The organism is Spirosoma arboris, assembly GCF_009754945.1.
GTDB lineage: Bacteria > Bacteroidota > Bacteroidia > Cytophagales > Spirosomataceae > Spirosoma > Spirosoma arboris.
In genome coordinates this window covers 137,163-163,130 of the sequence record NZ_WPIN01000013.1, presented here as the reverse complement: position 1 = coordinate 163,130, position 25,968 = coordinate 137,163, and the positions used below count along the sequence as shown (strand labels likewise).

The 25,968-nt window shown below is 48.5% G+C and carries 20 protein-coding genes; 7 read left to right on the top strand and 13 right to left on the bottom strand.

Annotated elements, in window-relative coordinates:
- Positions 1 to 15 precede the first annotated feature (15 nt).
- Complete coding sequence (locus GO755_RS28325; protein ID WP_157588684.1) at positions 16 to 3,369, bottom strand: SusC/RagA family TonB-linked outer membrane protein; 3,354 nt, start codon at positions 3,367 to 3,369, stop codon at positions 16 to 18.
- Between the two features lie 156 nt (positions 3,370 to 3,525).
- On the opposite strand from GO755_RS28325, the gene GO755_RS28320 reads away from it, so the two are divergent.
- The 3 genes from GO755_RS28320 to GO755_RS28310 are packed head-to-tail and all read left to right on the top strand — an operon-like array spanning position 3,526 to position 6,619.
- Positions 3,526 to 4,230, top strand: a complete 705-nt coding sequence (locus tag GO755_RS28320) for a FadR/GntR family transcriptional regulator (protein ID WP_157588683.1) — start codon at positions 3,526 to 3,528, stop codon at positions 4,228 to 4,230.
- 7 nt (positions 4,231 to 4,237) lie between these two features.
- A complete protein-coding gene (locus GO755_RS28315) occupies positions 4,238 to 5,431 on the top strand; it encodes a sialidase family protein (RefSeq protein WP_157588682.1) in 1,194 nt (397 codons plus the stop codon).
- 12 nt (positions 5,432 to 5,443) lie between these two features.
- Complete coding sequence (locus tag GO755_RS28310; RefSeq protein WP_157588681.1) at positions 5,444 to 6,619, top strand: AGE family epimerase/isomerase; 1,176 nt, start codon at positions 5,444 to 5,446, stop codon at positions 6,617 to 6,619.
- A gap of 450 nt (positions 6,620 to 7,069) precedes the next feature.
- On the opposite strand, the gene GO755_RS28305 is transcribed toward GO755_RS28310, so the two are convergent.
- Complete coding sequence (locus GO755_RS28305; protein ID WP_157588680.1) at positions 7,070 to 8,287, bottom strand: PepSY-associated TM helix domain-containing protein; 1,218 nt, start codon at positions 8,285 to 8,287, stop codon at positions 7,070 to 7,072.
- A gap of 93 nt (positions 8,288 to 8,380) precedes the next feature.
- Complete coding sequence (locus GO755_RS28300) at positions 8,381 to 10,684, bottom strand: TonB-dependent receptor (protein WP_227687117.1); 2,304 nt, start codon at positions 10,682 to 10,684, stop codon at positions 8,381 to 8,383.
- Positions 10,685 to 11,063: 379 nt separating this feature from the next.
- Between GO755_RS28300 and GO755_RS42055 the strand changes: the two genes are divergently transcribed.
- Both GO755_RS42055 and GO755_RS28290 read left to right on the top strand, forming a co-directional pair.
- Positions 11,064 to 12,053, top strand: a complete 990-nt coding sequence (locus GO755_RS42055; protein WP_157588678.1) for a helix-turn-helix transcriptional regulator — start codon at positions 11,064 to 11,066, stop codon at positions 12,051 to 12,053.
- A 161-nt stretch (positions 12,054 to 12,214) separates the two neighbouring features.
- On the top strand, positions 12,215 to 13,378 hold the full coding sequence (locus GO755_RS28290) for an ABC transporter substrate-binding protein (RefSeq protein WP_157588677.1): 1,164 nt from the start codon (positions 12,215 to 12,217) through the stop codon (positions 13,376 to 13,378).
- On the opposite strand, the gene GO755_RS28285 is transcribed toward GO755_RS28290, so the two are convergent.
- From GO755_RS28285 to GO755_RS28255, 7 genes are all read right to left on the bottom strand, one after another.
- Positions 13,332 to 14,285 (bottom strand): sucrase ferredoxin, encoded by a 954-nt coding sequence (locus GO755_RS28285; protein WP_157588676.1) that lies wholly within the window; start codon positions 14,283 to 14,285, stop codon positions 13,332 to 13,334. The two genes, GO755_RS28290 and GO755_RS28285, sit on opposite strands and share 47 nt — an antisense overlap.
- 7 nt (positions 14,286 to 14,292) lie before the next feature.
- Complete coding sequence (locus tag GO755_RS28280) at positions 14,293 to 15,075, bottom strand: ABC transporter ATP-binding protein (protein WP_157588675.1); 783 nt, start codon at positions 15,073 to 15,075, stop codon at positions 14,293 to 14,295.
- Entirely contained in the window at positions 15,075 to 16,154 is a 1,080-nt protein-coding gene (locus GO755_RS28275) for a FecCD family ABC transporter permease (RefSeq protein ID WP_157588674.1), read from the bottom strand. The genes GO755_RS28280 and GO755_RS28275 overlap by 1 nt, the downstream gene beginning before the upstream one ends.
- Positions 16,155 to 16,224: 70 nt before the next feature.
- Positions 16,225 to 18,495: a TonB-dependent receptor gene (locus tag GO755_RS28270; protein WP_198174963.1), complete on the bottom strand. Its 2,271-nt coding sequence runs from the start codon at positions 18,493 to 18,495 to the stop codon at positions 16,225 to 16,227.
- A gap of 150 nt (positions 18,496 to 18,645) precedes the next feature.
- Entirely contained in the window at positions 18,646 to 19,770 is a 1,125-nt protein-coding gene (gene chrA, locus GO755_RS28265; protein WP_157588672.1) for a chromate efflux transporter, read from the bottom strand.
- 126 nt (positions 19,771 to 19,896) lie between these two features.
- A complete protein-coding gene (locus GO755_RS28260; RefSeq protein ID WP_157588671.1) occupies positions 19,897 to 20,445 on the bottom strand; it encodes a hypothetical protein in 549 nt (182 codons plus the stop codon).
- Positions 20,446 to 20,784: 339 nt separating this feature from the next.
- Complete coding sequence (locus GO755_RS28255; protein ID WP_157588670.1) at positions 20,785 to 21,510, bottom strand: Fe(II)-2OG oxygenase family protein; 726 nt, start codon at positions 21,508 to 21,510, stop codon at positions 20,785 to 20,787.
- A gap of 501 nt (positions 21,511 to 22,011) precedes the next feature.
- Here GO755_RS28255 and GO755_RS28250 point away from each other — a divergent pair.
- Together GO755_RS28250 and GO755_RS28245 are read left to right on the top strand one after the other, a co-directional pair.
- On the top strand, positions 22,012 to 22,494 hold the full coding sequence (locus GO755_RS28250; RefSeq protein WP_157588669.1) for a helix-turn-helix domain-containing protein: 483 nt from the start codon (positions 22,012 to 22,014) through the stop codon (positions 22,492 to 22,494).
- Positions 22,495 to 22,503: 9 nt separating this feature from the next.
- Positions 22,504 to 23,019, top strand: a complete 516-nt coding sequence (locus GO755_RS28245) for a transposase (protein ID WP_157588668.1) — start codon at positions 22,504 to 22,506, stop codon at positions 23,017 to 23,019.
- Positions 23,020 to 23,024: 5 nt separating this feature from the next.
- On the opposite strand, the gene GO755_RS28240 is transcribed toward GO755_RS28245, so the two are convergent.
- The 3 genes from GO755_RS28240 to GO755_RS28230 form a co-directional block, all read right to left on the bottom strand.
- On the bottom strand, positions 23,025 to 23,291 hold the full coding sequence (locus tag GO755_RS28240) for a class I SAM-dependent methyltransferase (protein ID WP_157588667.1): 267 nt from the start codon (positions 23,289 to 23,291) through the stop codon (positions 23,025 to 23,027).
- A gap of 23 nt (positions 23,292 to 23,314) precedes the next feature.
- A complete protein-coding gene (locus tag GO755_RS28235; RefSeq protein ID WP_157588666.1) occupies positions 23,315 to 23,518 on the bottom strand; it encodes a hypothetical protein in 204 nt (67 codons plus the stop codon).
- 62 nt (positions 23,519 to 23,580) lie between these two features.
- Complete coding sequence (locus GO755_RS28230; protein WP_198174961.1) at positions 23,581 to 25,935, bottom strand: outer membrane beta-barrel protein; 2,355 nt, start codon at positions 25,933 to 25,935, stop codon at positions 23,581 to 23,583.
- Positions 25,936 to 25,968 lie beyond the last annotated feature (33 nt).

The following is a 25,968-nucleotide window of genomic DNA, read 5'->3' as shown; positions in this document are numbered from 1 at the left end:
TGTTCGGCTTGGAGATTAAAGACTGATCGTGGCCCCCAATGTGGCGGTTCGGGGCAACGGGAAGCGACCCACATCGTTGCCACCCACTTCGGGGAACGTCCCGTTATAGCCCGTGAAATACACCAGGTTTGAGCCCGTCAGGAATACCCGAAGACTCTTGACCCGATTACGGGCTACCCGTTCGAGCAACTTAGCGGGCATATCGTAGCTTAGCGTTACTTCGCGCATCGCTAAGTAATCGCCCTTTTGCCAGAAATTGGCGGGTGGAGTCGTACTGCCACCGGCATCGGTGAAGTAGTTCCGGCCGTAGTTGGCCCAGTAATAGCGGGGCAACGTACCCGTCGGATTCTCGGGTGACCAGGTATTCGTTACGTCAATTGGCCCATTCTGCGAGCCCTGTACCTGCGACATGCCCCGCAGGTACGACTGATTGGCGATGATAAAGCCCAGCGAATAATCGAATTGACCATACAGATTAAAGCCTTTCCAGGACAGGTTCGACGAAAACCCGCCTTGGATCGTTGGCGTCGTGCGACCGACGTAGACATTATCGCGGTAGTCCAGCGTATCGTTTTTGTCGGTATCCCGCCAGCGGGCATCGCCCAGCAATTTAATTCGCTTATTCGTATAGGGCAGATACGAGTTCCAGAGGTTGGCGCGCTCATCCAGTTGGGCCTGCGATGTATAGATACCGTCATAGATCGGCGCATAAATTTCGTCCAGTCCAACGCGTTTGCCTTCCTGCAAACCGCCTACCCACACTAGTTTGTTCTGGCCGGGATCAAAAATCTGAACAGCGCCCTGCCGATTCAGGTCCAGGCCATTATTGGGAAGCTTTTTGGCAAAGTTCTTCACATGGAATACGTTGGCACTGACGGTCCAGGATACCCCGTTGGCGCTCGAAGGCTTCAACACATTTGCTCTGATTTCCAGCTCAATGCCCCGGTTCTGAAGTTGACCCAGGTTGGTTACGTATGAATTATAGCCATTCCAGGCCGGTATGGTCAGTGACGTAATCTTATCGTACACGTTGCGGATGAAGTAATCGGCAATCACGGTGACGCGGTTGTTCAGCAGACCCACATCCAGACCGAAATTGAGCGTATTGGCCCGCTCCCATTTGAGGTTGGTGTTCGTAATACCACCGACCGCAAAACCAGGCTGTCCGTTATACGTACCAACGCTGCCATACTGCGGAATTGTTGCGTAATCGCCAATCAACGGCTGACCCGCGCTGTTGAGTGGGTTGATGCTGCCGTTTTCGCCAAAACTGATCCGCGGTTTGAGCGTGGACACGTAGCGTCGGAGGAACGAATTGGCGAAGAAATCTGCATAGTGCATGTTCCAGCCTAATGAAACGCCGGGGAAGAAACCATACTGATTCGTGATGAGCTTCGAGGTGCCATCGTACCGCATATTGATGTTCAGCAGGTACGTATTGGCGAAGGTGTAATTAAATCGCCCAATGACCGAGGCCAGCCGTTGCCAGCTTGAAAATGAAGAGGTTGGCACGCCTACCGCGGCTATTGAGGCCGATAACCAGGGAATAAAATCGGTAGCGGCCAGGTTGGCCGTCGCCCCATAATCATACACCCGGGATTCAAAAAACTCCCCGCCTGCTAAAGCCGATACCGTATGCTTGCCAACATCTTTGGTATACTGAAGGAACGCATTGTACGTATACTGACTGGCCCGCTGGTTCGTAAAGGAAGCATTGCGTGTGTTGACCAACGCACCACCGGTTCCGTTGATGTACGCTTTGGTAAAACTGTCGTTTGTGGTGTACCGATAAAATCCTGACGCCGACGCCAGCGCTTTCAACCCCGGCAGGATAGTATATTCCAGATTCAGGCCGCCTGAATAGCGTTGTTCGAGGGTTTGGTTGTAAAATTTATCCCGGAAATACGTCGGGTTACCGAGCGTACTGCCATCAACGCCGGGAAGCTCAGCGCCAGTTAAGTCATTCGTTAATCGAACGGTGGGGGCAATGCCCGTAAACCGCTGAACGATCCCGCCCCCAACGCCCCCTCCGCCATCGGCAGACAGGTACGACGGTGTCGTTTTTGCACTGTAGCCTGACATATTCAGGTTCACGACCAAATTTTTGCCGACGTTTAAGCCACCGTTGAAATTCATGTTCATCCGGCTCAGTGACGAACCGATCAGGGTTCCCACGTCGCTGATACTGCCCACACCCAGCGAAAAATTACCCTGATCGTTACCGCCCGATACGTTCAGGTAATGCTCATTGAGCGTGCCTTGTTGCAGAATCAGGTCTTCCAGTTGGCGTTGCGAAATAGAGCGGTACAACAGACTGTCCGTCAGGTTGGCGTTGAACGGATTTTTATCGAGCAATAAATGATACTGTGGGTCAGTGAGCAGATTCCGGTTGCTGTTTGACACCAGTTGGGTCGAGTATTTTCCATCGGGTGCTGTCCAGCCCGAATTGACGCCCCAGCCCCAGGCACCCGTTAACTGGTTTCGGGCGTTGTTCATTTCGGCGGTGTTGTTATCAGCCTGTGCTGCGGCAAATCGACTAGCCAAGCCTCGTCGGTTCCAGACGATATAGTCTTCCGCACTCATATACTGGAGTGGATTTCGCCGGATATAATTGTTGGCTCGTTTGTAGCTATAGGTCACGGACGTGCGGCCTTTCTTGCCTTTTTTGGTCGTCACCAGGATTACCCCGTTCGAGGCCCTCGCTCCGTAAATAGCCGCCGATGCCGCATCCTTGAGCAGGTCAATGCTCTCCACATCTTCCATATTGATACCAAAGAGAGAGGGAACAATAACGCCATCAAGCACGACTAGTGGCGAACCAGAACCGTTAAAGTCAGTGCCTCCTCGGAAAACAATTGTTGGTGTCGAGCCGGGCTGACCCGTTGTTTGCTGCACGCGCAAACCTGGGGCTGTTCCCTGCAGGGCGGTGCCCACGTTGGTTCGTGGTACGGATTTAAAAACCGTCTGATCGATGGTCGACACGGACCCGGTTAGCGTTTTTCGGCTCTGCTGACCGTAGCCGACCACCACCACTTCGTCCAGACTTTTGGCACTTTCAGCCAGCTTGATGTCGAGAGCTGCCTGGTTATCGATCACGACTTCCTGCGTGCTCATGCTGATGAGCGAGGCCACTATAATGTCGCCTTTGCGAACGGGTAGCGTGAACTGACCATCCTGATTGGTTACCGTCCCGCGGGTCGTTCCTTTAATGGTAATGTTTACGCCCGGCAGCGTCTCGTTAGTGCGGGCATCTCGAACCGTGCCGGAGAGCGGAGTCGGCTGAGCCCAGGCACTAAAGGCGACCAGCCAGCAAACAATATGTAATACATATCGACTGCATTTGTAAGGATAAATAGAACGTATTGACATAGTTTTCAGTAGACTAAGGAATAAGTATGACTTGACAAAGGTATTATGTTATACATAAAAGTCAAAAAATGAGGAAATATTTTTTTTTACCCCATAGATTCCCGAATATTGTCATACATAATCGAAGAAACTGACTTTTTATATTATACATAATACATGGAGTACGTACATAGCCAGAATGATTTTAAGTTGAATGAGAATGCAACACTGGTCGACAAAGTGGAGACCGACCTGCTCGAATTTTTCAACGACAAGCAGTTTAAAGCGGGGGATGTGATTCCAAAGGAGATCGAATTAGCGGCCCAATTGGGTGTCAGCCGGACGGTGCTGCGCGAAGCTTTATTACGGTTGCGGATGCGGGGAATGCTCGATACCAAGAAAAAGCGCGGAACGGTGATCACCAATCCGGATCTGCTGTCGCTAATTGAAAAAACACTGTATCCCGGCATTCTGGACAACGCCACCCTGCGCGATATTTTCGAGTTACGCATGGTTATGGAGATCGGGATGGGCGATCTGATTTTCGAACGGGTGACCCAGAATGACATCGACGAACTCTACGCAATTGTCGCTAATGAACCCATCAATACCGAAGACATGATTTTCGACTCGGAGCAGGAAATCCGCTTCCACGGTAAGTTGTACGACATTACCGGCAACGAAACGCTACGGCGGTTTCAGCGGATGCTGCTGCCCATTTTCAAGTACGTACACGAAAGCGGCATCCTGAAAAAGCAGGTACAACAGAAAAAGTTTGTCTCGCACCGGGGCATTGTCGACGTTATCCAGCATGGCACGCCCGAAGCCCTTCGAAATGCGATGCGTAACCACTTCGAGAATCATTTTCAACGGTTATTCTGACGCAGGTATGTTGTATTCATTTCTATTGGCAGTTGGCCTTGCAACTTGCCAACCCAACGTACCGAAACAGGGCGCTCTGGCTGCTGATTCGGTAAATCAGGCCGTTCAGGAAACGACGGTCTTTCAAAATGGCGAAGGGGGCTATCTCTGCTACCGGATACCGGCTATTGTAAAAGCGCCGAATGGAACGCTGCTGGCGTTTGCCGAAGGGCGCCGAACCGATTGCGGGGATTTTGGCGATGTCGATATCGTCCTGCGAACCAGTAACGACAAGGGGCAATCATGGAGCCCAATTCAGGCAGTTGTTGATTTTGGCATGATGCAAGCCGGTAACGCTGCGCCCGTGTTCGATTTAACCGACCCTCGCTTTCCCGCTGGCCGACTATTTTTATTGTATAATACAGGCACTGCTTCTGAAGCTGATGTTCGAAAAGGATTGGCCGTTCGGGAGGTTTGGTATAAAACCAGTGCAGACGGCGGTCAAAGCTGGTCGGAACCCATAAACATTACGACCCAGGTATCCCGGCCCAATAAACCGGACATGAACCCGAAGTATGCGTTTACCGAAGATTGGCGCTCATATGCCAACACGCCCGGTCACGCGCTGCAACTGCAGAAAGGTCGGTACAAAGGACGAATTTTTGTGGCGGCCAATCACTCCGAAGGTCAGCCACAACCGCAGTTTCGCGATTACCGGGCGCACGGATTTTATTCGGATGATCATGGAAAAACCTGGAAACTATCGCCCACCATACCCTATCCAGGTGGCAATGAAAGTACAGCTGCTGAAATGGCCAGCGGGGGTCTGTTGCTGAATGCCCGCAACCAGTCGGGCGATGTCAAAAACAGGTTGCTGGCAGCATCCGTGAACGGGGGCGAAAGCTGGGAGCCGGCGGTAGTCGCCAACGATTTACCTGACCCTGTTTGCCAGGGGAGTATGATCGATTATCAGCCACGTAGCGGTCAGAAAGTACTTCTATTTTCGAATGCCAATAGCCAGACCAGTCGCACGAATTTAACAATTCGGGTAAGCAAAGATGAGGGCAAAAGCTGGTCGGCGGGAAAATCTATTTACGCGGGCTCGTCCGCCTACTCAGATCTGGTCATTCAGCAGGACTCCACCATTGGCGTGCTCTACGAAAAAGACAAATACACCAAAATCTCCTACGCTCGCTTTCGCTACGACTGGCTGATTAATTAACGGATCTTTGACATGATTATAACCCAAACTTACACGCAACTTTACCGTGACGCGTTGCTGAATGATGTCATTCCATTCTGGCAGATCCATTCTATTGATCAGCAGGATGGCGGATTTTTCACTTGTCTCGACCAGCAGGGCAATGTTTACGACACTGATAAATTCATCTGGCTTCAGGCGCGGCAGGTCTGGACCTTCTCGATGCTGTACAACAAAGTTGAGCAACGTAGTGACTGGCTGAAGGCGGCTCAGCATGGAGCCGATTTTCTAAAAAAATATGGGCGCGCCGACGACGGAAGCTGGTATTTTTCACTGACCCGCGACGGTCGTCCGCTGGTACAGCCCTATAATATTTTTTCGGATTGTTTCGCGACGATGGCGTTCGGGCAGTTATCCTTAGCTACGGTTAATGACGAATACGCCCAGATCGCCAAATTGACGTTTGAGCAGATTCTACGTCGTCGCGATAACCCGAAAGGACAGTGGAACAAAGCGATTGCGGGCACGCGGCCGCTCAAGAATTTCGCGCTGCCCATGATTCTGTGCAACCTTTCACTGGAAATTGAACACCTGCTCGATCGTCAGTTGGTGGAACAAACCATTGACGAATGCATTCATGAAGTGATGGACGTTTTCTACGATCCGGAATCCGGACTCATTCGGGAAAACGTTACGCCCGATGGTCAGTTCTCGGACAGTTATGAAGGTCGATTGTTGAACCCCGGTCATGCTATCGAAGCGATGTGGTTCATTATGGACCTGGCCACCCGGCGAAATGACCGGGCGCTGCTCGAAAAGGCCGTTCGCATTACGCTCGACACACTGGACTACGCCTGGGATACTCAATACGGTGGTCTCTTTTATTTTATGGATAGTCAGGGACATCCGCCCCAGCAATTGGAATGGGACCAGAAGCTGTGGTGGGTGCATGTTGAAACGCTCGTCACGTTGCTGAAAGGCTATCAGAAAACGGGGAATCAGGTATGCTGGACCTGGTTTGAACGCGTACATGCCTATACCTGGGCGCATTTTCCCGATCCGATTAATGGCGAATGGTATGGCTATCTGAACCGTCAGGGCGATGTGCTTTTACCGTTAAAAGGCGGGAAATGGAAAGGGTGTTTCCATGTACCGCGGGGCTTGTATCAGTGCTGGCTAACATTAAACAGCCTTTATTTAGCTGAATAAGCTGACTTAGTAATAACGCTATATAGCCTATTTTTACGATGTGAGCTTGCTAAATACGATCTAACTATTAGAGATGTTCTATTTATCGGACAATACGTTCAGATTAATTAGAGTTGTCTCTGGTAAAAAAATGCCCAATATACTTTCCGCTGTACCAAAGGCCATATTACGAGTAGGCTTTAGGATGTATCTTATGTAAGTTGATTTGTATAGAGTAGTTCATTTTTGATCGTTCATAAAAAGGGCAGTTATCATCATTAACTGAACTCCCCATGATTAGTGATCAAAACCGTTCAGAAAAACCTCCGATACCAATCAGGACAAGACATAGTTTACCAAATGTGGAAGAGTATCTGACGGATAGAGATATAGCAGCAAGTCGCCTTGTAGTATGCAGAGCGACTAGAAGATATACATTAGCATGGAAATCATTGAACCCAGAGTAGATGATTAGCTCATTCCCAGGGCAGTTGACGTGTCAGGGATTGAGCCCGATCTTCGGCTTGATTTTTTTCCGCGATTCCACCAGATGATAAAGCCAGTAATCGGGAGGCTTGCCCCGATTAAACTAACAAAGAACGCTAAAATTCGGGTGGATAATCCCCCAATTTGACCCACATGAATATCAAAATTCAGTCGATATATTTTTTCACCCGTGGAAGCATCTTCGTAACGTCGTGATTCCTCGGAAGGCAATTCAGCCAGACTGTTCCGATCAAAAAAGCGGTGATACATTTTATAAATGTTGGGGTCTTCCGGGTTGATAAGTACTTCATAAGGATCGCTCAGCGTCTTGGGAAAAGAAATACTTACTTTGCCTACCTCATCCGGGTGTTGACCACCAACTTCCTGCCAGATTCTATCTTCCGGATTAGCGTAAACACGTGCTGTCAGCGTTGTATCTGAATGGGGTGGAGGCATCTCATCACCATGTGCGTTGGACTGGGTATTCCCCGTAAGCAACCAGTGATAGGATTTATCAAACCAATGGAAGCTATACACAATGCCTGAAATGGTTAACGCCATGCAAACTAGTAGTGCATAGAACCCTAATACGTTATGTAGGTCCAGATTAATACGCTTCCAGGTAGCCCCCCATTTGATGGTGAAACTTTTGGCTCGCGTTGATTTTGTCCATTTCTGGGGATACCACCAAATAAGTCCGGTAATCATTAGAATGACGAAAATGATACAGGCGCTGCCGACAATGGGGCTACCGATAGCTGGAGGCAGAAAGAAGAACCGGTGGCCACTTCGGGCAAAAATAAAAAACGCTTCAGCGGTTGATGGCCCTGTTTTACGGTGAATGATTTCGCCCGTATATGGATTTAGATAGATCGCATAATAAGCCTCTTTCGATGGTTGATAACTGACAAAAGCTGATTTATCCGTTCTTCCATAGGTAATACCCGTCAGTGTAACCGGCTTTCCTTCGGTTTTTTGTGCAAAATCCTGGGCCTTCTTCATCAAAACCGATGGGGCCAGAAAAGGCTTCTGCTGCGGCTCCACCCGCTGGTAGGTCTCCGTAAAATACCAGACTTCGTAGCGAAACACCCACAAACAGGCGCAAAAACACACCACAAAAACAACAAGGCCGGATGTCAATCCCAGCCATAAATGCAGCCATTCGTTCACACGCCGAAATAAGCTTCGTTTTTTCTTACTCATAAGATAGATAATTAGCGAAAAAAGGACGACGGATTGCCTGACTGCAATCCGTCGTAGACTCTTGTAACACCTTTATAAAGCGAATCTTCTGGGTTAGAAACGTACCGTCAGATTAGCCGCCAGGTTACGAGGGGCCTGGGGCGATCCGTAGAGGTCCCAGTAGCATTGATCGCCCAGATTGTTCAGCTTGAGGCCAAAGCGCCAGCGGGGCTGCTCGTAGAAGAGCGTTCCGTTGAGCGCCGTATAAGCAGGTAAATAATACGTATTGGCGGTGGTCAGGAAGTTTTTGTCTACATAGTTGCCACCGAACCCAAGCCCGAGGCCTTTCAGCACTTTTCCCTGAAATTTGTAGCTCAGCCAGCCATTAAATACGTTTGTAGGGGCATTGGCGGCTTTGTTGCCCGATATAGACGCGTCACTGGCTTTCACAATTCGGTTATCATTATAAGCATACCCTAGTACCAAATTCAATCCTCGGACAGGGTTAGCGATTAATTCAACTTCGAACCCCTTGCTGACCTGTTCGCCATCCTGATAGGTGAAGCTTTTGGCATCGGTGCGGGTGGCATTCTTGATAGCAATATAGTAGTAACTTAACGACAGGTTCAGCTTGCGCCCAAAGGCTTCGGCTTTTATGCCACCTTCGGACTGATTGGCGTAAATAGGCCTTAATACTAGTAAACTACCATCGGGCTGATTAACAGGAGCACTGTTCTGAAAACCACTCATGTAGTTTCCAAAGATCGACACCTGATCTTTAACCAGTTGATAAACAAGTCCCAGCTTTGGTGCCAGCGACGTTTGTCCGTACGCATCCGTGCCTGACACACCTTTGTAGTCGTATCGATCAAGACGCAGACTGAGCATTGCTGATAACCGATCAGAAAAGGTCAGTACGTCGCTCCCATAGACACTATATGTTGACTGATCAGACACGCCGAAGGGAATGACACTGCCATAGGTCAGCATAAACTGATCGATTTTCGCTTTGTTAAGCGCCGTAAACGTTTTCGTTACGTTCACCGTATCCACGAACCGACTACCGCTGGAAGCATAATTAAATTCACCGTTATAGAACCGATAGTTTACCCCCAACAGGATCTTGTGGTCGATAGGGCCTGTGGTCAGCGTTCCCGTGAAATTCTGCTGAAGATTGGTATAGTTGTTATAAATAGGTCCATAGATCAGGATATTCCGGGCAACGCTCGTCGGCGAAATCCAGGTCGGGTAGTACTGGTAACTTTGTTTGGCATTCTCACTAACGAACGAAAATAGCGTTGACGATGTCCAACTGCTGGAAAGCTTGTAGTTGGCTTGTAAGAAAAATTTACTGGCCGTTGTAATGGCATTGGCATCGTCGAGATATAAGGATTTACGGTAATCCAACGGAATGGCAGCCGGATTATCGATCCCTGAAGCGGCCGTCACTCGCGTATATGTCGACCGGGTCTGGTTGACACCTAAATATTCGGCATCGGCTAGTACCGTCAACCGATCACTCACTTTATACGAGAAACTAGGGGCAATCAGCAAAGTATTGTTATAGCCGTAGTTGAGAAAACTATTCTGCCGATTTACAGCCGCATTGATCCTGAATAACGCTGTCTTTTCGGCATTCACCGGCGTATTCACATCCACTGTAAATCGGTTGAGGCCGTAGCTACCAAACGTGTAGCCCACTTCGGTCTGAGCCGTTTCGAAGGGCTTTTTCGTAACCAGATTGACAACACCGCCAAACGAAGAAATTGACGAACCAAACAGCGTACCTGATGGGCCTTTAATGACTTCAATTCGTTCGACATTGCCAATATCGACCGATGAACGGGAAGCTGCGGTTTCCAGGCCGTTACGCGCATTAATACCGGTCGAAAAACCTCGTGACGTAATCCCAAATCCACCGGCAGGATAGGTTACCGGAGCCGCCCCTGTGGCATTGCTAAGCGCATTATTAATACTAACCGCCACCTGTTCTTTCAGTAGCTCTTTGGGAATAACTGTATATACCTGGGGGTTTTCCAGGTTCTTAAGTGGCATCCGGGCGATATAGTCGGTTTCTTTCTGGGCAAATCGGTTGGTGGCCAAGCCAGACACCACAATTTCATCTAGCTGCTGAGCCGTCTCCGCCAGTTGTACATTGGCAGCTACGATCTCTCCCGCCTGCACTTGGAGGGTGTGCTCTTCAGGCTGGTAACCGATCAGGAAAATAAGCAGACTCTGTGGGCCAGTCGGCACATTTTTGATCGTAAACTGGCCCGTTTCATCAGTCAGGCTTCCTCGATTAGTTCCCTTAATCAAAATTGTCACAAAAGCGGCTGGCTTACTGTCGGCCGTCGTCACCGTTCCCCGAATCGTTCCTCGTCCAGTCTGAGCAACTGCACTTACTCCGGATAAAATCATAAAAAACAATACTGCCCTTTTAAGAAAAAGTACTGTTCGTTGTATAGGTATTGACATGAATTTTGTCGTTCTTATTTAGAATTAGTTTAAATTGAGACAAAATTAGTCGTAGTTTGCCAACCGGATTGACGCAAAAAGAAGTTTGATTACCGCAATAGGAAGAGATTTTACTCGCGACGAGGCTCTCTATCGTTGATCCATGATTTTATCAACAAAAATTATCACCCAACTCAGGAAGCAGTAAATAGCTAAGAAATGGACAACATTACGTGTAAACTGGAAAGCGTTTTGAAAGGGTGTAAGATCTTTAGATGTGTTGCGCTTAAAATTAGTTTAACCCAGCTCTTATTGGGCTACTGAAAACGAAACAATCAATGTCGTGAAACAACGAATTATTCTGGATGAAGCCGACTTGCTTGAGGTTATTGGTGAGCACTGCCTTGACGATTACCAGGCTGGGGGGCTCCGCATCCGTCATTACCAGACGGAGGGGCTTGGTATGCGTGGGAAATTTAAAATGATCGATCTTCCTGATATGCAAATTGTGCATTCTATGGCCAGTCTCCCTTATCAGCTGGGTCTCAATGTCATGGTCGATCAGCCCCTTCTACAAATGCATTTTGGCCTCACCGGCTATGAGTCTGCCACGCTGGGCAGTAATGCCTATGTACTACAGATTCAGCGGAATCAACATAATCTGTTTTATTTACCTACTCACCAAAAAGATTTCTTACTCCATGAGCGTTGCGCCAATTACATAACGTTCGAAGTCAACTTCCATCCTACCTATTTGTCCAAATTGTTGAATGATGAGGTTTCGTTAATCGCCGAATTTTACCGAAGGATGGAAGCAGGTAATGCCACCCTGCTGGGCAAGGAAAGCAGGCCGATTACGTCCGAAATGCATCAGATCATTCAGGCGATCCTGTCCTGTCAGTTTCCTGATCCGCTTCGACAGCTGTATTTGGAAACCAAAGTTCAGGAACTGTTTTTATTACAGGTAAAACAGTTCAATGAAGAGGAATCGCATTCCGTAAAACTGCACCCAGATGATAAACAAAAGTTGTATCAACTAAACGAATTGATCCAAACAACAGGCGAACTTACCTATTCGCTTCCTGAACTAGCTTCTGAGTTCGGCCTCAATATCGACAAACTAAAAAAGGGTTATAAGCAACTATTTAATCAAACCATTTTTGGCCATGTGCATGAGCTACGTATGCAGAAGGCAAAGGAACTACTTCAACGAACGAATCAATCCATCGGCGAAATCTCCCTGCTAACCGGTTATAAAAATCAGCAGCATTTTAGTAAGGCGTTTAAAGACCGATTTGGCACATTGCCTCGCGATATCCGAAGAGAATTATAGGTAAGGTGCAGAAATCGACGGGTTCGTCTGTTACAAATTAACCAGAGATATAGCCTAACGAAACCCATACGTTGATTTCGACTAAAGACCGCATAACTTTACCTGACCGTCGACGTATGCACCCTTTCCTAAGCAAATAGAGCGCATTTCACTAGATCAATATGTTTAAAAATCGAATCGTTCTTCTTATCGTAGTGGCCTTACTGGGTGTTGCAGGCTTCTATTTTTACACGCATCAGCAACCAGCCGGACAGAATGTCGTTGATGGATCGGATCAGCAGACAATTACCGATTTAGCGGGGCATAGGGTTACGCTGAAAAAGAAGATTGAGCGGATCATTCTTTTGCGGAGTAAGGATATTTATGAACTAGCACCCCTATTAGGGGATGAACTGCCACAAAAAGTAATTGCCTGGGGACCCGATCTGAAAACGGATGATGAAGAAGCCTTCGAGAAGTTTACCCAGAAATACCCTTCGCTGAAAAATTTACCGCTAACCGGCAGTGTCTATACCGATGCCCTTAGCGTTGAGCAGCTTATTACGTTGGCCCCTGATCTAGTCATTGCCGATAAATTTCTAATCGAACGAGGGTATAAATACGTCGCCAAACTGGAAGCGTCTGGCTTACCCGTTGTTTACTTGGATGGCTCCAATGATCCATTAACTGGTTCACAGAAAGGTATTGGGTTATTAGGGAAGCTACTAGGGAAAGAGCAAAAAGCGAATGAAATCGTCAGCTACGTAAACGACCAATTGAATAAGGTGGTGACTCGACTCAAAACTATTAAGGAGCCTGTTCCGTCGGTCTATCTCGAGCAGGGCGTCACTGGGCCAACCAAATTTGGCGCTACGTACGGCAGTATCGGGAATCCTAAAGTATATACCTCCTGGGGCATGGTCTTGCACCAACTCCGCGTTAAAAATATTGCCGATGGGGTCGTCGCCAAACAGGAGCCTATCAACCCCGAATACGTGTTGACCGTCAATCCCGATATAATTGTGATTACGGGTCAAAACTGGACGACGACAGCAGGGTCCATGCGATTAGGTTATTATGCCACACCAGCCGAATCGGAAGCGTTGCTCCAAAGGTATACCCAGCGTCCGGGCTGGGCGAATCTGAAAGCGGTAAAAACCAAACGGGTTTATAGCGTTTTCCATAACACGGCCATTATTTCCTGTTTTGCCGCTGTTCAGGCACTGGCTAAAGATATCTATCCACAAGCATTCGCCGATCTGACTCCGGAACAGAATCTACGCGAGTTTTATCGCCGATTTATGCCAATTGCGTATAGTGGTACCTGGATGGTTTCTCTTCACTAGGCAGTTGCGTTAACTTCGTCAGCGAGAGCAGGTTGAATAGGTCAACGGGTTTCTTCTCAGTCGCTTTACAATTCATAACATATACGGGCTCGGAAAGCGTGTACTGGATTACGAGTGCGTAGTCTGCCTGACGATCCCGGTGGCTGAAGATAAACTTCTGGCTATCATCTGAGAGCACCTCGCTTTTGACGAGCGTTAAACTATCGACTTGAAAATCAGCCAGGTGCTTGCGTAGAAAATAGTCAGCCGCCTGCTGGGGTTTCGAATACCAGCTTTGGCCGCGATACTTCGTAAAGTAAAGCTGATTGCTTTGCAGCGTGTCGTAAAACGGCTCGATCTCATCTAACTGAAGATGGCCGTAATAATGACCGGAAGGAACCTGAACCACATTGGGCGCAAACCGGTCGCCGGTGACATGCGTACATTGCCAGACATCGGCTCCCAGTTCGATCAATCGTTTATAGATGGGCAGACCGAACTTAGAACAGCACATATCGACCTTCCCGTGCGTACAAACCAGATACATCGGCTCGGGTAAACGATCCGTTTCATTAGCAAATTCCTGCCGAAAATCAATCGCTAACAAGTCCTGATAGTTATTGATACAGAGTTGTTTAGCAAATGGATCTTCCGGTCGATTGTTAACCAGAAATAGGTGAATGGAATCCCGATTGCTCTGCCCATTTTTAACCAGGAAAATTCTGGAAAAATCACCGTTCTCCACGCCGGTATCTAAAAAAGCCTTGACTTCATCCGGGATAATCGTACTGGTTTCCAGGACTTTCTCCTCCCAGGCGTAATTATATTCAATCAGCAGAAACCGGTGCATGACGGGCGTCGTCGCAAATAGATTTTCGGCCAATTGGACGGCCGTAATCGAACAAAAATTACGCTGTAAAAGAGTCATAATGCATTTACGGTTGGTTAGGGCTGGCGGGTAACAGCCCTTTCAAATTGACAAAAAGTGTGCCATCCTGGTTAGCGTCAACCTGAGCGTCAACGCCATAAACCGCTTGAATCATGCTGGGCGTAATCACGTCTTCGGGTGCTCCATAGGCGTAGACATGGCCCTGATGGAGCACCACAACTTGGTCAGCATAGCGCATCGCCAGATTCAGATCATGCAGCGCGATCAGTGTGGTTAATCCTTTTTGATCGGTAACGGACCGAATCAGGTTGAGCATCTCAAACTGATGCTGAATATCCAGGCTGTTGAGGGGCTCATCAAGTAAGAGAATAGCCGGTTCTTTCACCAGAGCCTGAGCAATCGCCACTAATTGCTGCTGACCTCCGCTGAGTTCATGGATATAGGCCGAGGCTAGCTCACCGATTCCCAGTTCGTCCAGTGTTGTATAAACGTGTTCAATCTGCTCATCACTCACGTACAGCGACAGGGAATTTAACAGGCCCAGGAGCACCATTTCAAAAACGGTGATGGCGGCATCGGTCGCCACCGCTTGGGGCAAATAACTAATCACCTCCGTATAGAATTCCGGATAGGCAGCCCCCACTTGCCGCCCATTGACCTGAATCTGGCCACTCGGCGTCAATACCCCGGCCAGGCATTTAATCAGCGTTGATTTACCCGCTCCATTTGGGCCGATGATCGCCGTTATACCCGCGCCAAACTGTAGTGAAACCCCTTGTAGGACAAAACGATGGGTATACTGATAGGATACATTCGTTAGCTGGAGCATCAAGAATAAGGTCGTTTGGCCGAAAGAATAATTACGAGCAGAAACGGGATGCCAATAATCGAGGTCGTGATGCCAACCGGGAAAATAGCCCCTGGAATCAACAGTTTGCTAGCAATAGACGACACGGAAAGCATAATAGCGCCCAGAAGTGCAGAGCCGGGCAGCAAAAACCGTTGATCGTCACCCACTAGCCAACGGGCCAGATGCGGAGCCACTAGTCCCACAAACCCGATCGAGCCCACAAAGCAGACGGACACCGCTGTGAGAACGGCGATCAGAATGAGCACGTTTAACCGAAGCTGCTCGACGTTAATCCCCATACTTTTCACCTTGCCATCGCCCAATTTTAAGGCGGTTAATCGCCAAGCATTCCGAATCAATAGTGGTAGAGTCAGCAGCAACACCAGGCTCACGATGGCGATCTGATTCCAGGTAGCTCCCTGAAGACTGCCAAACATCCAGAACACAATGGCCTGTAGTTCATTTTCATGGGCTACGTATTGCAGAAACGAAAGCAGGGAGGTAAAGAGGAAACTGAACGCTACTCCCGTTAGAATGATGGTATGGACTGCTCCATAGCGGGTTTTGGCAATGAGATTGATCAACAAGGACGACAGGATGGCGAACACAAAGGCATTGGTCGGTACGAGCCATAGCTCACTGACCGGGCCTATCCCTCTTCCCAGTACAATGGCTAAAGCGGCCCCAAACGAGGCTGCCGAGGATACGCCCAGCGTATAGGGGCTGGCCAGTGGATTGTTCAGAATGGTTTGCATTTCGGCCCCGGCGACACCTAAGGAAGCCCCCACGACAACGGCCATCAAGGCAATCGGCAGCCGCATGAGCCGCACAATTATCTGCGTGTTGGCGGGTACCGCCGTAGGCTGAAATAGTCCCGCGAATACCTCTTTGGGCGTTAGCCAGGCTGGCCCCGTTAGAATATCAATAAACAGTAAACTAACGACTGCCAGTAAGGCTAGCACGAGCCAGTACATCCTCCGTTTCGTTAGCTTTTTATAGACCTGTCGAGTGGCTAGTACCCGTCCATTTTCTCGACGAACTTGTTTTTGTTGGTTCATTTTAGCGATTTTTTTTATGGTGTCAGGTTCAAAACCTGACACCATAAAATCCAGAATAGTAGCCACGAGCTTAGAGGGTATATTTTATTCCGAACGAAGTCATGCGGGGTGATCCCAGTTGCAACCCATCGCCATCGCGGTAATTGGCCCAGTACGCTTTATTGAGCAGATTGCCGATATTGAGGTGAAGACCTAGTTTATGCTCTTTGATGGCAAGTTGATAGCGAAGACCTGTATCGATCGTCGTCACGTCGGGTAGAAACAGGGTGTTGAGCGCGTTGGTCGGTCGTTTTCCAAAATAATTAACTGCCGCCGTCCAGGTCAGCCCCGTTAGGCCAGGAATTGCATATTCCAGATAAAGTCGGACCTGCTGCTGAGGTACATTGATCGGAATCTTACCCTCGATGGCCGTGTTGTTCGCTGCCTTCTGCATCCGAGCTTTCAGAAATGTAAATCCGCCAATCAGGGTCAGTCGCTGGGTCAGTTTACCCGTTGCCGTCAGCTCGATCCCCTGATGTACCTGACGGCCATCCTGCTTATAGACCTGGTCGGTTGGATCCGTATATTCATTGATCTTGTTGATCCGAAACAAGGCCGTCGTCAGATCCAGTGCACCGATGGTTGCTTTGGCACCCACTTCGTATTGGTCGCTCATACTAGGAGCTAGTTGCTGATTAGCATTCGTGGCCGTAGCGGGAGCGAATCCACCGGCGGCTAACCCCTGCATGTAGGAGCCGTAAATCGACACGGCCGAGATGGGTTTAAAGACGAGCGATGCACTGGGGGTAACCTGAGATTGGGAATAGTTGCTGGTGCTGATACTGGTGGCTACTCCCCCGGCCGTCTGCTGAATCGATGAATAATTGAGCCCGATCAAGGCCTGCCAGGATGGACTAAAACTAATTCGGTCGCTAAGCTGAATGTTGCTAAGCACCTGCCCCTGATAGGTCGTTTGCGTCGTCGCGTAAGCCGGTACGGTAAACGAACTAGGCGCATCGACGGTCGATGTACCGAGTAAGACATTAATATCGACTCCTCGTTGGTAGAAATACTGGGCCACGGAATAACCCGCTGTCAGGGCATGCTGTACGGAGCCCGTTTTCAGATTAGCGTCCAGATAGGCATAGCCGGAATGGGTAGCCTGATACTGGCGTGGGGAATCCCAGTAGATTTCCTGGTATGTGTTCCCCTCATTGCTGGTGAGTTTAGCCGCTACATAGGAATACTTTCGCCACATATCATTGTACCGAAAAGCCGTTCGTAGACTAAAAACCGAATTGAGTTTCGATTCAAGGCCAATCCCAAGCTGCGTTTTTTGGGACTCATTATAGGTCCAGGGCTGTCCATACTGTTTGCTGGGATCAAAGGCCGCTGGTAGTTCCGTCGCAGTTGAAAGGGGAAGGAAATAAGTTTGAAGCCCCTGCACCAGGTAGTCCTGCTGGGTTATATCGAGCTTTAGGTGGGTATTAGCCCAGAGTCGATAATCGAAAACGCCGGAGAACAATGTTCTTCGTTGCTGACCGCCCTGAATATAGGTTGGTCCTTCCTCTCGGTAGGCATTGACCCGGTAGCCCAGTCGATCGTTTGCCATCGTATAGCCACCCAGATCAGCATGGATATACTTCGTTCCGTTTCCATACGAGCCTAACGCAAGTGAGGCCAAAGGCGTGGCCGTGGGTTGTTTGCTGACATAGTTGATGGTGCCGCCAATCGAGGAAAACCCGTAAAGAAAACTGGAGAGCCCATTTAACACTTCGATACGGGCGACATTTTCTAAATGGGGAAACGTAAAACTACGATCCGTCATGCCATCCCGAAGCTCACTTTGATCGGCAGCCGTAAAGCCCCGGATCATCATCCGAGAGAGCGACGAATAGGCATTCGATGAGGCCAGCAGTGCCACGGTGGGATTCGTTTGAAGCGCATCGGCCAGCGTGTGCGCACTCCGATTCTCGATCAAATCACCCGACGTAACGTTGACCGAATAAGGCGTATCCTTTAGTGGAATATTGCCTAAGGGGCCCGTCTGCGCCTGTTCGAATCGGTAGCCATCCTGTGCATTCCCCATCACCAGCACCTCCTCCAGCGTACGACTGGCTGGTTCGAGTGCATAGTTACGAACCGCGTTTTGGGCCAGATCAACCGAGTCGGTTACGGTCGTATACCCAACGTGGGAGAGCCGGATCACAAATCGCTGTTGAGGTAGATTATCCAACTGGTACCCCCCTTTCTCATCGGTCAGGGTACTGCGTTTTAAGTCGACGAGCTGGATGGTAGCCCTGGCCAGTGGCCTTCCACTCGATTTATCGGTCACGGTTCCTGAAAGGACCGTTTGTGCCATCGTCGTACAGGGGATAAAGCCGACGAGTAAGCAGAAATATATAGCTGATTTCATTGAAACATTCACGGAAAGAATTGTTGAAAAATAGAGCCAATAGTCTCCTACAGGCCATGCGACATGCCCGAGTCCCCATTGGCTACTCATGGAGCGTTACACTAGCGTGAGCAGATACCCGAGTAAGGAACTACCCACCACGATCCACATGGCATTGACCGACTTAAATCGAAGTACAAACACCAAACTCAGGGCCAAAATGAGCCCTGTTCGCCAATCGACAATCGCAATTTGGCCCATGCGTAGGCAAACAACCACGATGACGGCCACAGACGCTACATTGACCGCATCCAGAAAGGCCGACATCAGCTTCGACTTTCGGAGTCTGGGCAGCAGTGGATTCAGCAGTGCTACGAATAGGAACGAGGGTAAAAACACACCAACCGTAGCCGTTAGTGCACCGCTCAGACTATTCAACTGCCAGCCAATGAAGGTGGCTGAAGACAGTACGGGGCCGGGCGTAAACTGCCCCACGGCAATCGCATCGGTCAGTACCGTACGTGACAGAACATGCGTTTGTACCAGTTCGGCATCCAGAAAGGCAAATAGCACATACCCACTTCCATACAGTAAACAGCCAACTTTGAAAAAGACCCGAAAGATGGCTAGGTTCATTTCCGATGCCGTCATCGCCAGTATTTGCATCAGAACGCCCGAAAAAAGGTTCGTCCGATTGCGGCCATAGGTTTTGACCAGATAGAGGAGCACCCCGACAAATCCACACCCAAACAGAGCGGCCAACTCATTGACACCGGACAGGCAGGCGACGATGGTTGCGACGCCAAGCATAGCTAATTCGGTGCTTTTGACCGCTTTTTTCGCTAGCGGAATGAGGGCCGATACGATCAGGGCAACAACAGCGGCATTTATCCCATACAGAAAAGGCTGTACCTGCGGCAGGTTGCCATAGAGCTGATAAAGCCAGGCAAAGCCGGATGTGATAACGACGGACGGGAAAATAAAACAGACTCCTGCCACTACTAGTCCTTTCCAGCCCGCTCGCTCCTGACCACAGTGCATGGCCATTTCGGTCGAATTAGGGCCGGGGATCAGGTTCGTAGCCCCGATCAGATCGAGGAAATGGGCGTGACTGATCCAGTTTCGTTTTCGAACCACTTCGACCTCCATTAAGGCAATGTGAGCCGCTGGTCCGCCGAAGGCAATGCACCCCATTCTAAAGAAAAGCCGCGCAATTTCGGCTAAGTCATGAATTTGACGCATGAGGATAAAATTTATTGGTTAGCCATAGGGGAATAGGTTACCAGTTGCCTTTTTCAGCGAAAAGGCACATAGCCATAGCGACCTGCTTTTAAAAGCGTGCTATGCAGCTACCAGCAAAACGTGCGCTCAGACTTCGGGCGGGGGTGAATGGATGGGTAGCGAACGGGAGGAGAAGACTGACAACCCTTCGGGAATACGAATGACGTCGCGCCAGTTGGAAGAACGAAAACAAAAAGTTAATCGTGGACTAGGCGAGAATTCTTTAAGCAGCAGTTTAAGGAGTTGATTATTCTTGCGGTGAGAATCCGTCGCGCCTTTGATATGATCATTCAGAAAAGCCAGCAAATCACTTTGCCAGAACGAGCTTCGTTGCTTTCGTTTGATCTCTAAACCAGCCATGAACAAGGTATCGCCCCGAATTTCCAGACTGACCACATCATAGAAATGTCCGTGATACCGGAAACCATCGGATGTTGTCCGAGCCATCGTATGCACATCAGACTTGTTGACTAGTGGAATCTGAAACTCAATCAGACTATCGGTTGCCCGGTAGACTAAAAGTCGTTTCGATAAATCGGTCTCGGCCTGCCACCAGAGTCCTACACACACCAGCACATAAGCCAGTGTGTGGTAAAGAAACAGGACAAACAGAGCTATTGAGACCGCTTTCTTCATACCATTTGACGTCAACCAATTCCAAAAATGGCATTAAATTTCCAAACGAATTGACTTTCTAGACTAAATCTAAATTAAAATCTGTATCCCTATGACTGTTTCAAGGCTAAAAACACGTAGTCATCCTGTGAAAGACTAAGATAATCCTAAACTAGGTTATGTAGACTTTCTTCCTTTTCCCGGAAAACACGTTTAACGATCTATATTTTATTTTCTAGTCAATGGCAGCAGTTTATGGCTGTAGGCTTCGGAATCATGACAAACAAAAAGCTGTAGTATGCCGAAATGCTTACTAATTGTCAAGTTAATTCAGTTTATCCAGTTGCCATTGTGGTACACTCATTCAATCCATCCCCTGTACACGCATCGACTCGATTTAGCTGCCAATTGACTTCGTCCGTGTAAAAACAGGCGGTTGGGTACAAGGACAAGATCATTCTGTTGAGCTCTATACGCTATAGGTTTCTTTTTAGCTAAGGTAACAGCCAAATAGTCAAGGGCTTGCCTGGCTTTTAGACCACGACTGTCAACAACTTCTGGCTGTAGTTCTTTATCCCAACGCCAACGAAAACAAATACCCTTTTCATCAAACCCTAAGAGCGGCCCTACCCATTCCCATTCATCACGCGCAAGCCTTATGTGGCTAATCGTAAGAGCCTCGATTACCCACCAGGGTAGGTCTACCAACAACTGATGAATTGGATAAAACCAACTGATGCCACCCCCTGCCTGGTCAATCTGCTTGAAATACAGCAGAAAAAACTGTGGTGGAACTGGAAGCAAATTCCCATCTGTGTGCCAATCAAGTTCCAACTCTGTATCCCCGATCCCGCTGACATTTTGTTTAACCTCAATGGTGCGAATGGTGCCAAAAGGCGGGTTAACTGGTGCGGAACCACGAAGGCTCTGTACGAGTAGGTCGAACTCAACTTTCGTAACTGCGGTATTGGTAACAGAAATCGTGTTACCATATTTTTTCAGGGTGTCTGTTGTTATGACATTGTGGTGCTGGAGCGAATCCACACAGTCATTAAATCCCTCGAGCCATTTTTTAACTAATTCCAACGTATACATTGTTTTCTTGCTTTTTTCTTTGAATGGCTGTAGAGATAGTCCGAGGCTGTAATTTCCAATAATATAAACTAATTGTTAGCTTTTTCTGGACAGTAAGAGCATGCTTAATTTTGTTTCCAGTTAAAAGTAGCTGAGCCAGTTCACTAAGGTAGATGAAGTTTAACTTACTGTCCAGTCAAACGTAGCAGGTCCATCCTGTTGTACAGTACATCTATAAGTTCAAAGCCAAGATCCCAAAGTTGGATAGTCACTGTTTCTTATTCGTTTAGTTATTGCTTTTTAGTCAGCCAACCCATGTAGATGGATGTTTGAAAAAAGCGCAGGGGAGCTTCAAATCCTGCTTCAACACATAATTCTGCCAATCTTGTCTCGGAAACCGGATAAAGTTCATGCTCTATCCGATTTAGGCGATTCGTTACTTGCTCATCGTCCAAGCCATCTGGCAAAAGCAATCTTATACTAATTTGAAATGTCTATGACGTATATTCACACATGGATTATAGTAGCCACATCACCCAATCGGTTGACGAATTACGTCTAGCTGAAGCTCGCCAAAAACTCGCTCGAAATCGAGATCGAATCCGTTTCCTGCGCCTGCTTAAAGAAGGAAAGGCAGCGAATCAACGACAAGCGGGCGAAGCCATTGGGCTGGCCCTTCGGCAAAGCCAACGCTTGTGGCAGACTTACTGCCAAAGTGGACTTACTGCGCTCGTTGAGCCAACTTACCAGCCTGGCTTTGGTAAACTATCCGCTTACCAACTTAGTCAACTTCAGAACTGGCTGCGACTCGATGAAGCCCAAACCCTAGAACAGATTCAAGGCTACATCCAGCAACGATGGGCCATTGACTATACCCTGAGTGGCCTTTGTAAACTCTGCCAACGCTTGAAAATCAAAGCGAAAACAGGCCGTCCCGTTAATCGGCGACAAGATCCCGCTGCCCTGCAAACGTTCAAAAAAACTTTAGCCAATTAGCCCATCCGTATGCACAACAAGCCCATTTTATTTGAAGATGAAATGCGCGTGGGCACCCGTACTGAGCTGGGTCGTAAATGGGGGCCACAAGGGCATCGCCCGCTAGCTCCCATTCACATTGGCTATTCTTTTGTTCACCTGTTTGTGGCTTTAGCTCCCTTAACTGGATACGTTTTCGCCATGTTTCTACCCGCCCTCAATAAAGCCTGTTTCCGCTTATTTAGCCAACAGTTAAATCAGGAACTGAGCCACCCGACGCTGCTAGTTGTTGATCGAGCCACTGCTCACCAAGCCTCCTTGGTGGCCGATACTCAACTGATGCTGGCCCATCTACCCACAGCCTGTCCAGAATTAAATCCAGTAGAACGTTTCTTTGAAGAAGTGCGTCGGCAGTTGAAGAGTCGGGTTTTTGAGACGCTCGACCAAGCCCAGACTTGTGTTGAGCTAGTTTTACAGACCTACTTTGCAGAGCCAGAGCGCGTCATTGAATTGGCGGCTTACCCCTATATCAGAAATACGTCATAGACATTTCAAATTAGTATTAGGATGCCTAAATTTTGTTTAATGTGGACCTTATCGCTAGTAATATCCAGCATGACAAAGGGCGCACCCGGTGCTAATCGTTGGGAAATGGCTTTGAGCAAGTTCAGTTTGGCACCCTGATCATCAAGAAAATGGAGAACTAGTAAGAGGGTAGCGGCTCCATATTTTCTTGCCGGGTCAAGATCAGTCAATAGCCCTTCAATCAGGGTTACGTTCTTGTAATCTCGTAGTTTTTCCCGTGCCTGTTTAATCATATCAGGCGAAGGGTCTATTCCGGTTATGTCCCAATCCTTAGGCACGTGGATAAATCGTTCAATTTCTTGCCTGTTCCACAGCCGACTACCAGCAAATCTTTAGCGGTCGTTTCGCTCAATAGCTTGGGCAAGCAGTATAAGAAATAATGATAATTCGGTATCCAGATTTCTACAAACTGATTGTAGCCAGTTGCCCGTTCATTCTCAAATAGTTCTACGTTGTTCATATTATAATAAGTGGACGGTTAACGTTTTTCCTATCGATGATTTCTTATTTGCCTTAACAGCTCTATCGCTCACCACTGCTCTTCACATCGTCGTTGTCGACACCCCGGCGACTGCGCTGGTTGCCAGCCTCTCCGAATTTCCAGTTTAGGGTGACTTTAAAGGCTCGGTTATAATAGCGATTGGCCGTTGTGGATTCAAAACTGGAAGCGATTATTACATCACTGCGGCTGGCAAACGCCTGAAACGGATTGACAGCCGAGAATCCAATCGTGACCTTGGTTTTCGGAAACTCTTTTTTCACGGCCAAACTATAATACAGCCAACTTGTTTGGTAACCCTGCAAGGTTATCGCCCGCGAATCGTAATCACCAAAAGCTTGTAATGTGTAATGCCCAGCCAGTTTATACGTAGTATTTACGTTAATCCCTGCGCTCCAGCCTTCACTTTGTATTCCCAGATAACGACTCTGAAAATTGAGATAGCTTAAGCGGGCATTGCTGCCCAGGCTCCAGTCAGGTAAGAGCGAAAACGAAGTAGATACATTCATGCCGTACTGCTTGTTGGCAGCCACATTCTGTTTGGTGGTCGTTGACACGCCTGACGTATTAACTTGGATCACATCTTCAATGGAGTTAGCCGTTTGCTTACCAAACAGAGTTGTATTCAGAAATAAGCCTGAAGGGGCCGACAGGCTATAGGAAAGCTCCCCCTGATGCATGACTTCCGGACGAAGATCGTGATTCCCTGTCACCAGATTACGGGCATCACGGGCGTCTATATTGGGATTTAGGTCAATGATCGACGGACGTGAAATCCGTTGCGTATAACTCAACGTCAAGCTATTACTATCTCGCCATTTTTTGACCAGTGTTGCACTCGGTACCCAGTTGGTAAACTGATTAGTAAATGGTAACAGTGTAGTTTGAAAATGGCCATTCAGATAGGTTTCTTCCAGTCGTATACCGGCCTGGGCAAACCAGCCTCCCGAGGCTGTCCATTTGGCTTGTGCGTAGGCAGCCAACACATTCTGGCTATAATCGAACACATTCGTCCGGGCCGCACTGATTTGAAGCTGAGCCGGATCGGTGGATGAACTGATCAGGGTAGTATAGCCACTCGTTACGTCCCGCAACACCGTTTTCAGACCAATTTCCAATATTTTTTTGCCGTCTCGGGCAAGTGGGTGGGCGTAATCGGTCTGAAACGTCCACTCGTTGGTATGCATGTGATTGTTATTCTGCTCCTGATACAAGAGCCTGTTTTCCAGATCGACTTGGCGGGCGTAGTAATTAAAATCATCCCGGAAATTATTGTTGTACTGGCCAATGATAAAAAACGACTGTTCGGGTTTGCGGAGTCGCTTCAGGTAACTCAGACTTACCTCCAGTCCTTCATTGGGAGCCCCTTGGGTCTGGGTTTGCTGAAGAAACGCCTGTTGCTGAGTGCCCTGCTGAATCTGGTATTGCTGGTTGCTGCTGGCGGGCCAATTGCCAAACCACCAGGCCGCCGACATACTAATTACCTGGCTGGAGTCAGCTTCGTAATTAGCCGACACGTCTCCCGAACCGTGTGGCCGGGCATTATTCATAATCAATTGCTGATTTAGCTGATACGTACCGTCGATTGATTGGCGAGTAAGATTACTTTCCGTTTTTACGCGAGAACGGTGCAGGTGCGCATAGGCGTTGATGTCCCATTTCCCTGTCGAGAAGGCCACCCGTGGATTAAATACAGCTTCCAGATTACTAAAACCGGCTTCCATTGCACCACTAAGCTGCGACAGGCTTTTCTTGGTAATGATATTGATTACTCCAGCGGCCCCTTCGGCTTCGTAGCGGGATGAAGGGCTGGTGATTACTTCAACCGATTTGATGATGTCAGAGGGAATCATGTTCAGCGCGTCGGCGGGGTTACGGGCCATCTGCCCGGAATAACGGCCATTGATTAGAATTTTCAGATTTTGACTTCCCCGCATCCGTACATTCCCGTCCGCATCAACGCTCAGAACAGGGGCTTTCCGCAGCACATCGGCAGCCGTTCCACCCAGATTAGTCACGTCGTCCTCGGCATGATAAACCAACATGCCTGGCTTCTGTTCTACCAGTTGGCGTTGCCCCCGCACCGTGATGCTTTCCAGAACCTGTACATCGGCAGCCAAAAAGATTGGGCGTAATTCCTGACTCGTTACTGACGGCTGGACGATACAGGGAATCCGCCTGGTCCCATAGCCAACAAACGATGCGAACAAAACATAATTTCCCGCCTGTGCAATGGGTAGGGTGAATACCCCCTCGCTGTTGGTATAGGTAATAGCGAGGGTCTTTTGCGCGCTATCCTGGACACTAACCGTCGCATACTCAATGGGCCTTTGGGTTAACGAGTCGATGACGGTTCCTTTCAGGGAATGGGAGGTCACTGCTAACGGGTGGACTTGAGCCACAACCGTTCG

Coding starts and splice junctions, on each gene's coding strand:
- GO755_RS28325 (WP_157588684.1), bottom strand. CDS start 3,369: ATGTCAATACGTTCTATTTATCCTTACAAATGCAGTCGATATGTATTA.
- GO755_RS28320 (WP_157588683.1), top strand. CDS start 3,526: ATGGAGTACGTACATAGCCAGAATGATTTTAAGTTGAATGAGAATGCA.
- GO755_RS28315 (WP_157588682.1), top strand. CDS start 4,238: ATGTTGTATTCATTTCTATTGGCAGTTGGCCTTGCAACTTGCCAACCC.
- GO755_RS28310 (WP_157588681.1), top strand. CDS start 5,444: ATGATTATAACCCAAACTTACACGCAACTTTACCGTGACGCGTTGCTG.
- GO755_RS28305 (WP_157588680.1), bottom strand. CDS start 8,287: ATGAGTAAGAAAAAACGAAGCTTATTTCGGCGTGTGAACGAATGGCTG.
- GO755_RS28300 (WP_227687117.1), bottom strand. CDS start 10,684: ATGATTTTATCCGGAGTAAGTGCAGTTGCTCAGACTGGACGAGGAACG.
- GO755_RS28290 (WP_157588677.1), top strand. CDS start 12,215: ATGTTTAAAAATCGAATCGTTCTTCTTATCGTAGTGGCCTTACTGGGT.
- GO755_RS28285 (WP_157588676.1), bottom strand. CDS start 14,285: ATGACTCTTTTACAGCGTAATTTTTGTTCGATTACGGCCGTCCAATTG.
- GO755_RS28280 (WP_157588675.1), bottom strand. CDS start 15,075: ATGCTCCAGCTAACGAATGTATCCTATCAGTATACCCATCGTTTTGTC.
- GO755_RS28275 (WP_157588674.1), bottom strand. CDS start 16,154: ATGAACCAACAAAAACAAGTTCGTCGAGAAAATGGACGGGTACTAGCC.
- GO755_RS28270 (WP_198174963.1), bottom strand. CDS start 18,495: ATGGCACAAACGGTCCTTTCAGGAACCGTGACCGATAAATCGAGTGGA.
- chrA (WP_157588672.1), bottom strand. CDS start 19,770: ATGCGTCAAATTCATGACTTAGCCGAAATTGCGCGGCTTTTCTTTAGA.
- GO755_RS28260 (WP_157588671.1), bottom strand. CDS start 20,445: ATGAAGAAAGCGGTCTCAATAGCTCTGTTTGTCCTGTTTCTTTACCAC.
- GO755_RS28250 (WP_157588669.1), top strand. CDS start 22,012: ATGGATTATAGTAGCCACATCACCCAATCGGTTGACGAATTACGTCTA.
- GO755_RS28245 (WP_157588668.1), top strand. CDS start 22,504: ATGCACAACAAGCCCATTTTATTTGAAGATGAAATGCGCGTGGGCACC.
- GO755_RS28240 (WP_157588667.1), bottom strand. CDS start 23,291: ATGATTAAACAGGCACGGGAAAAACTACGAGATTACAAGAACGTAACC.
- GO755_RS28235 (WP_157588666.1), bottom strand. CDS start 23,518: ATGAACAACGTAGAACTATTTGAGAATGAACGGGCAACTGGCTACAAT.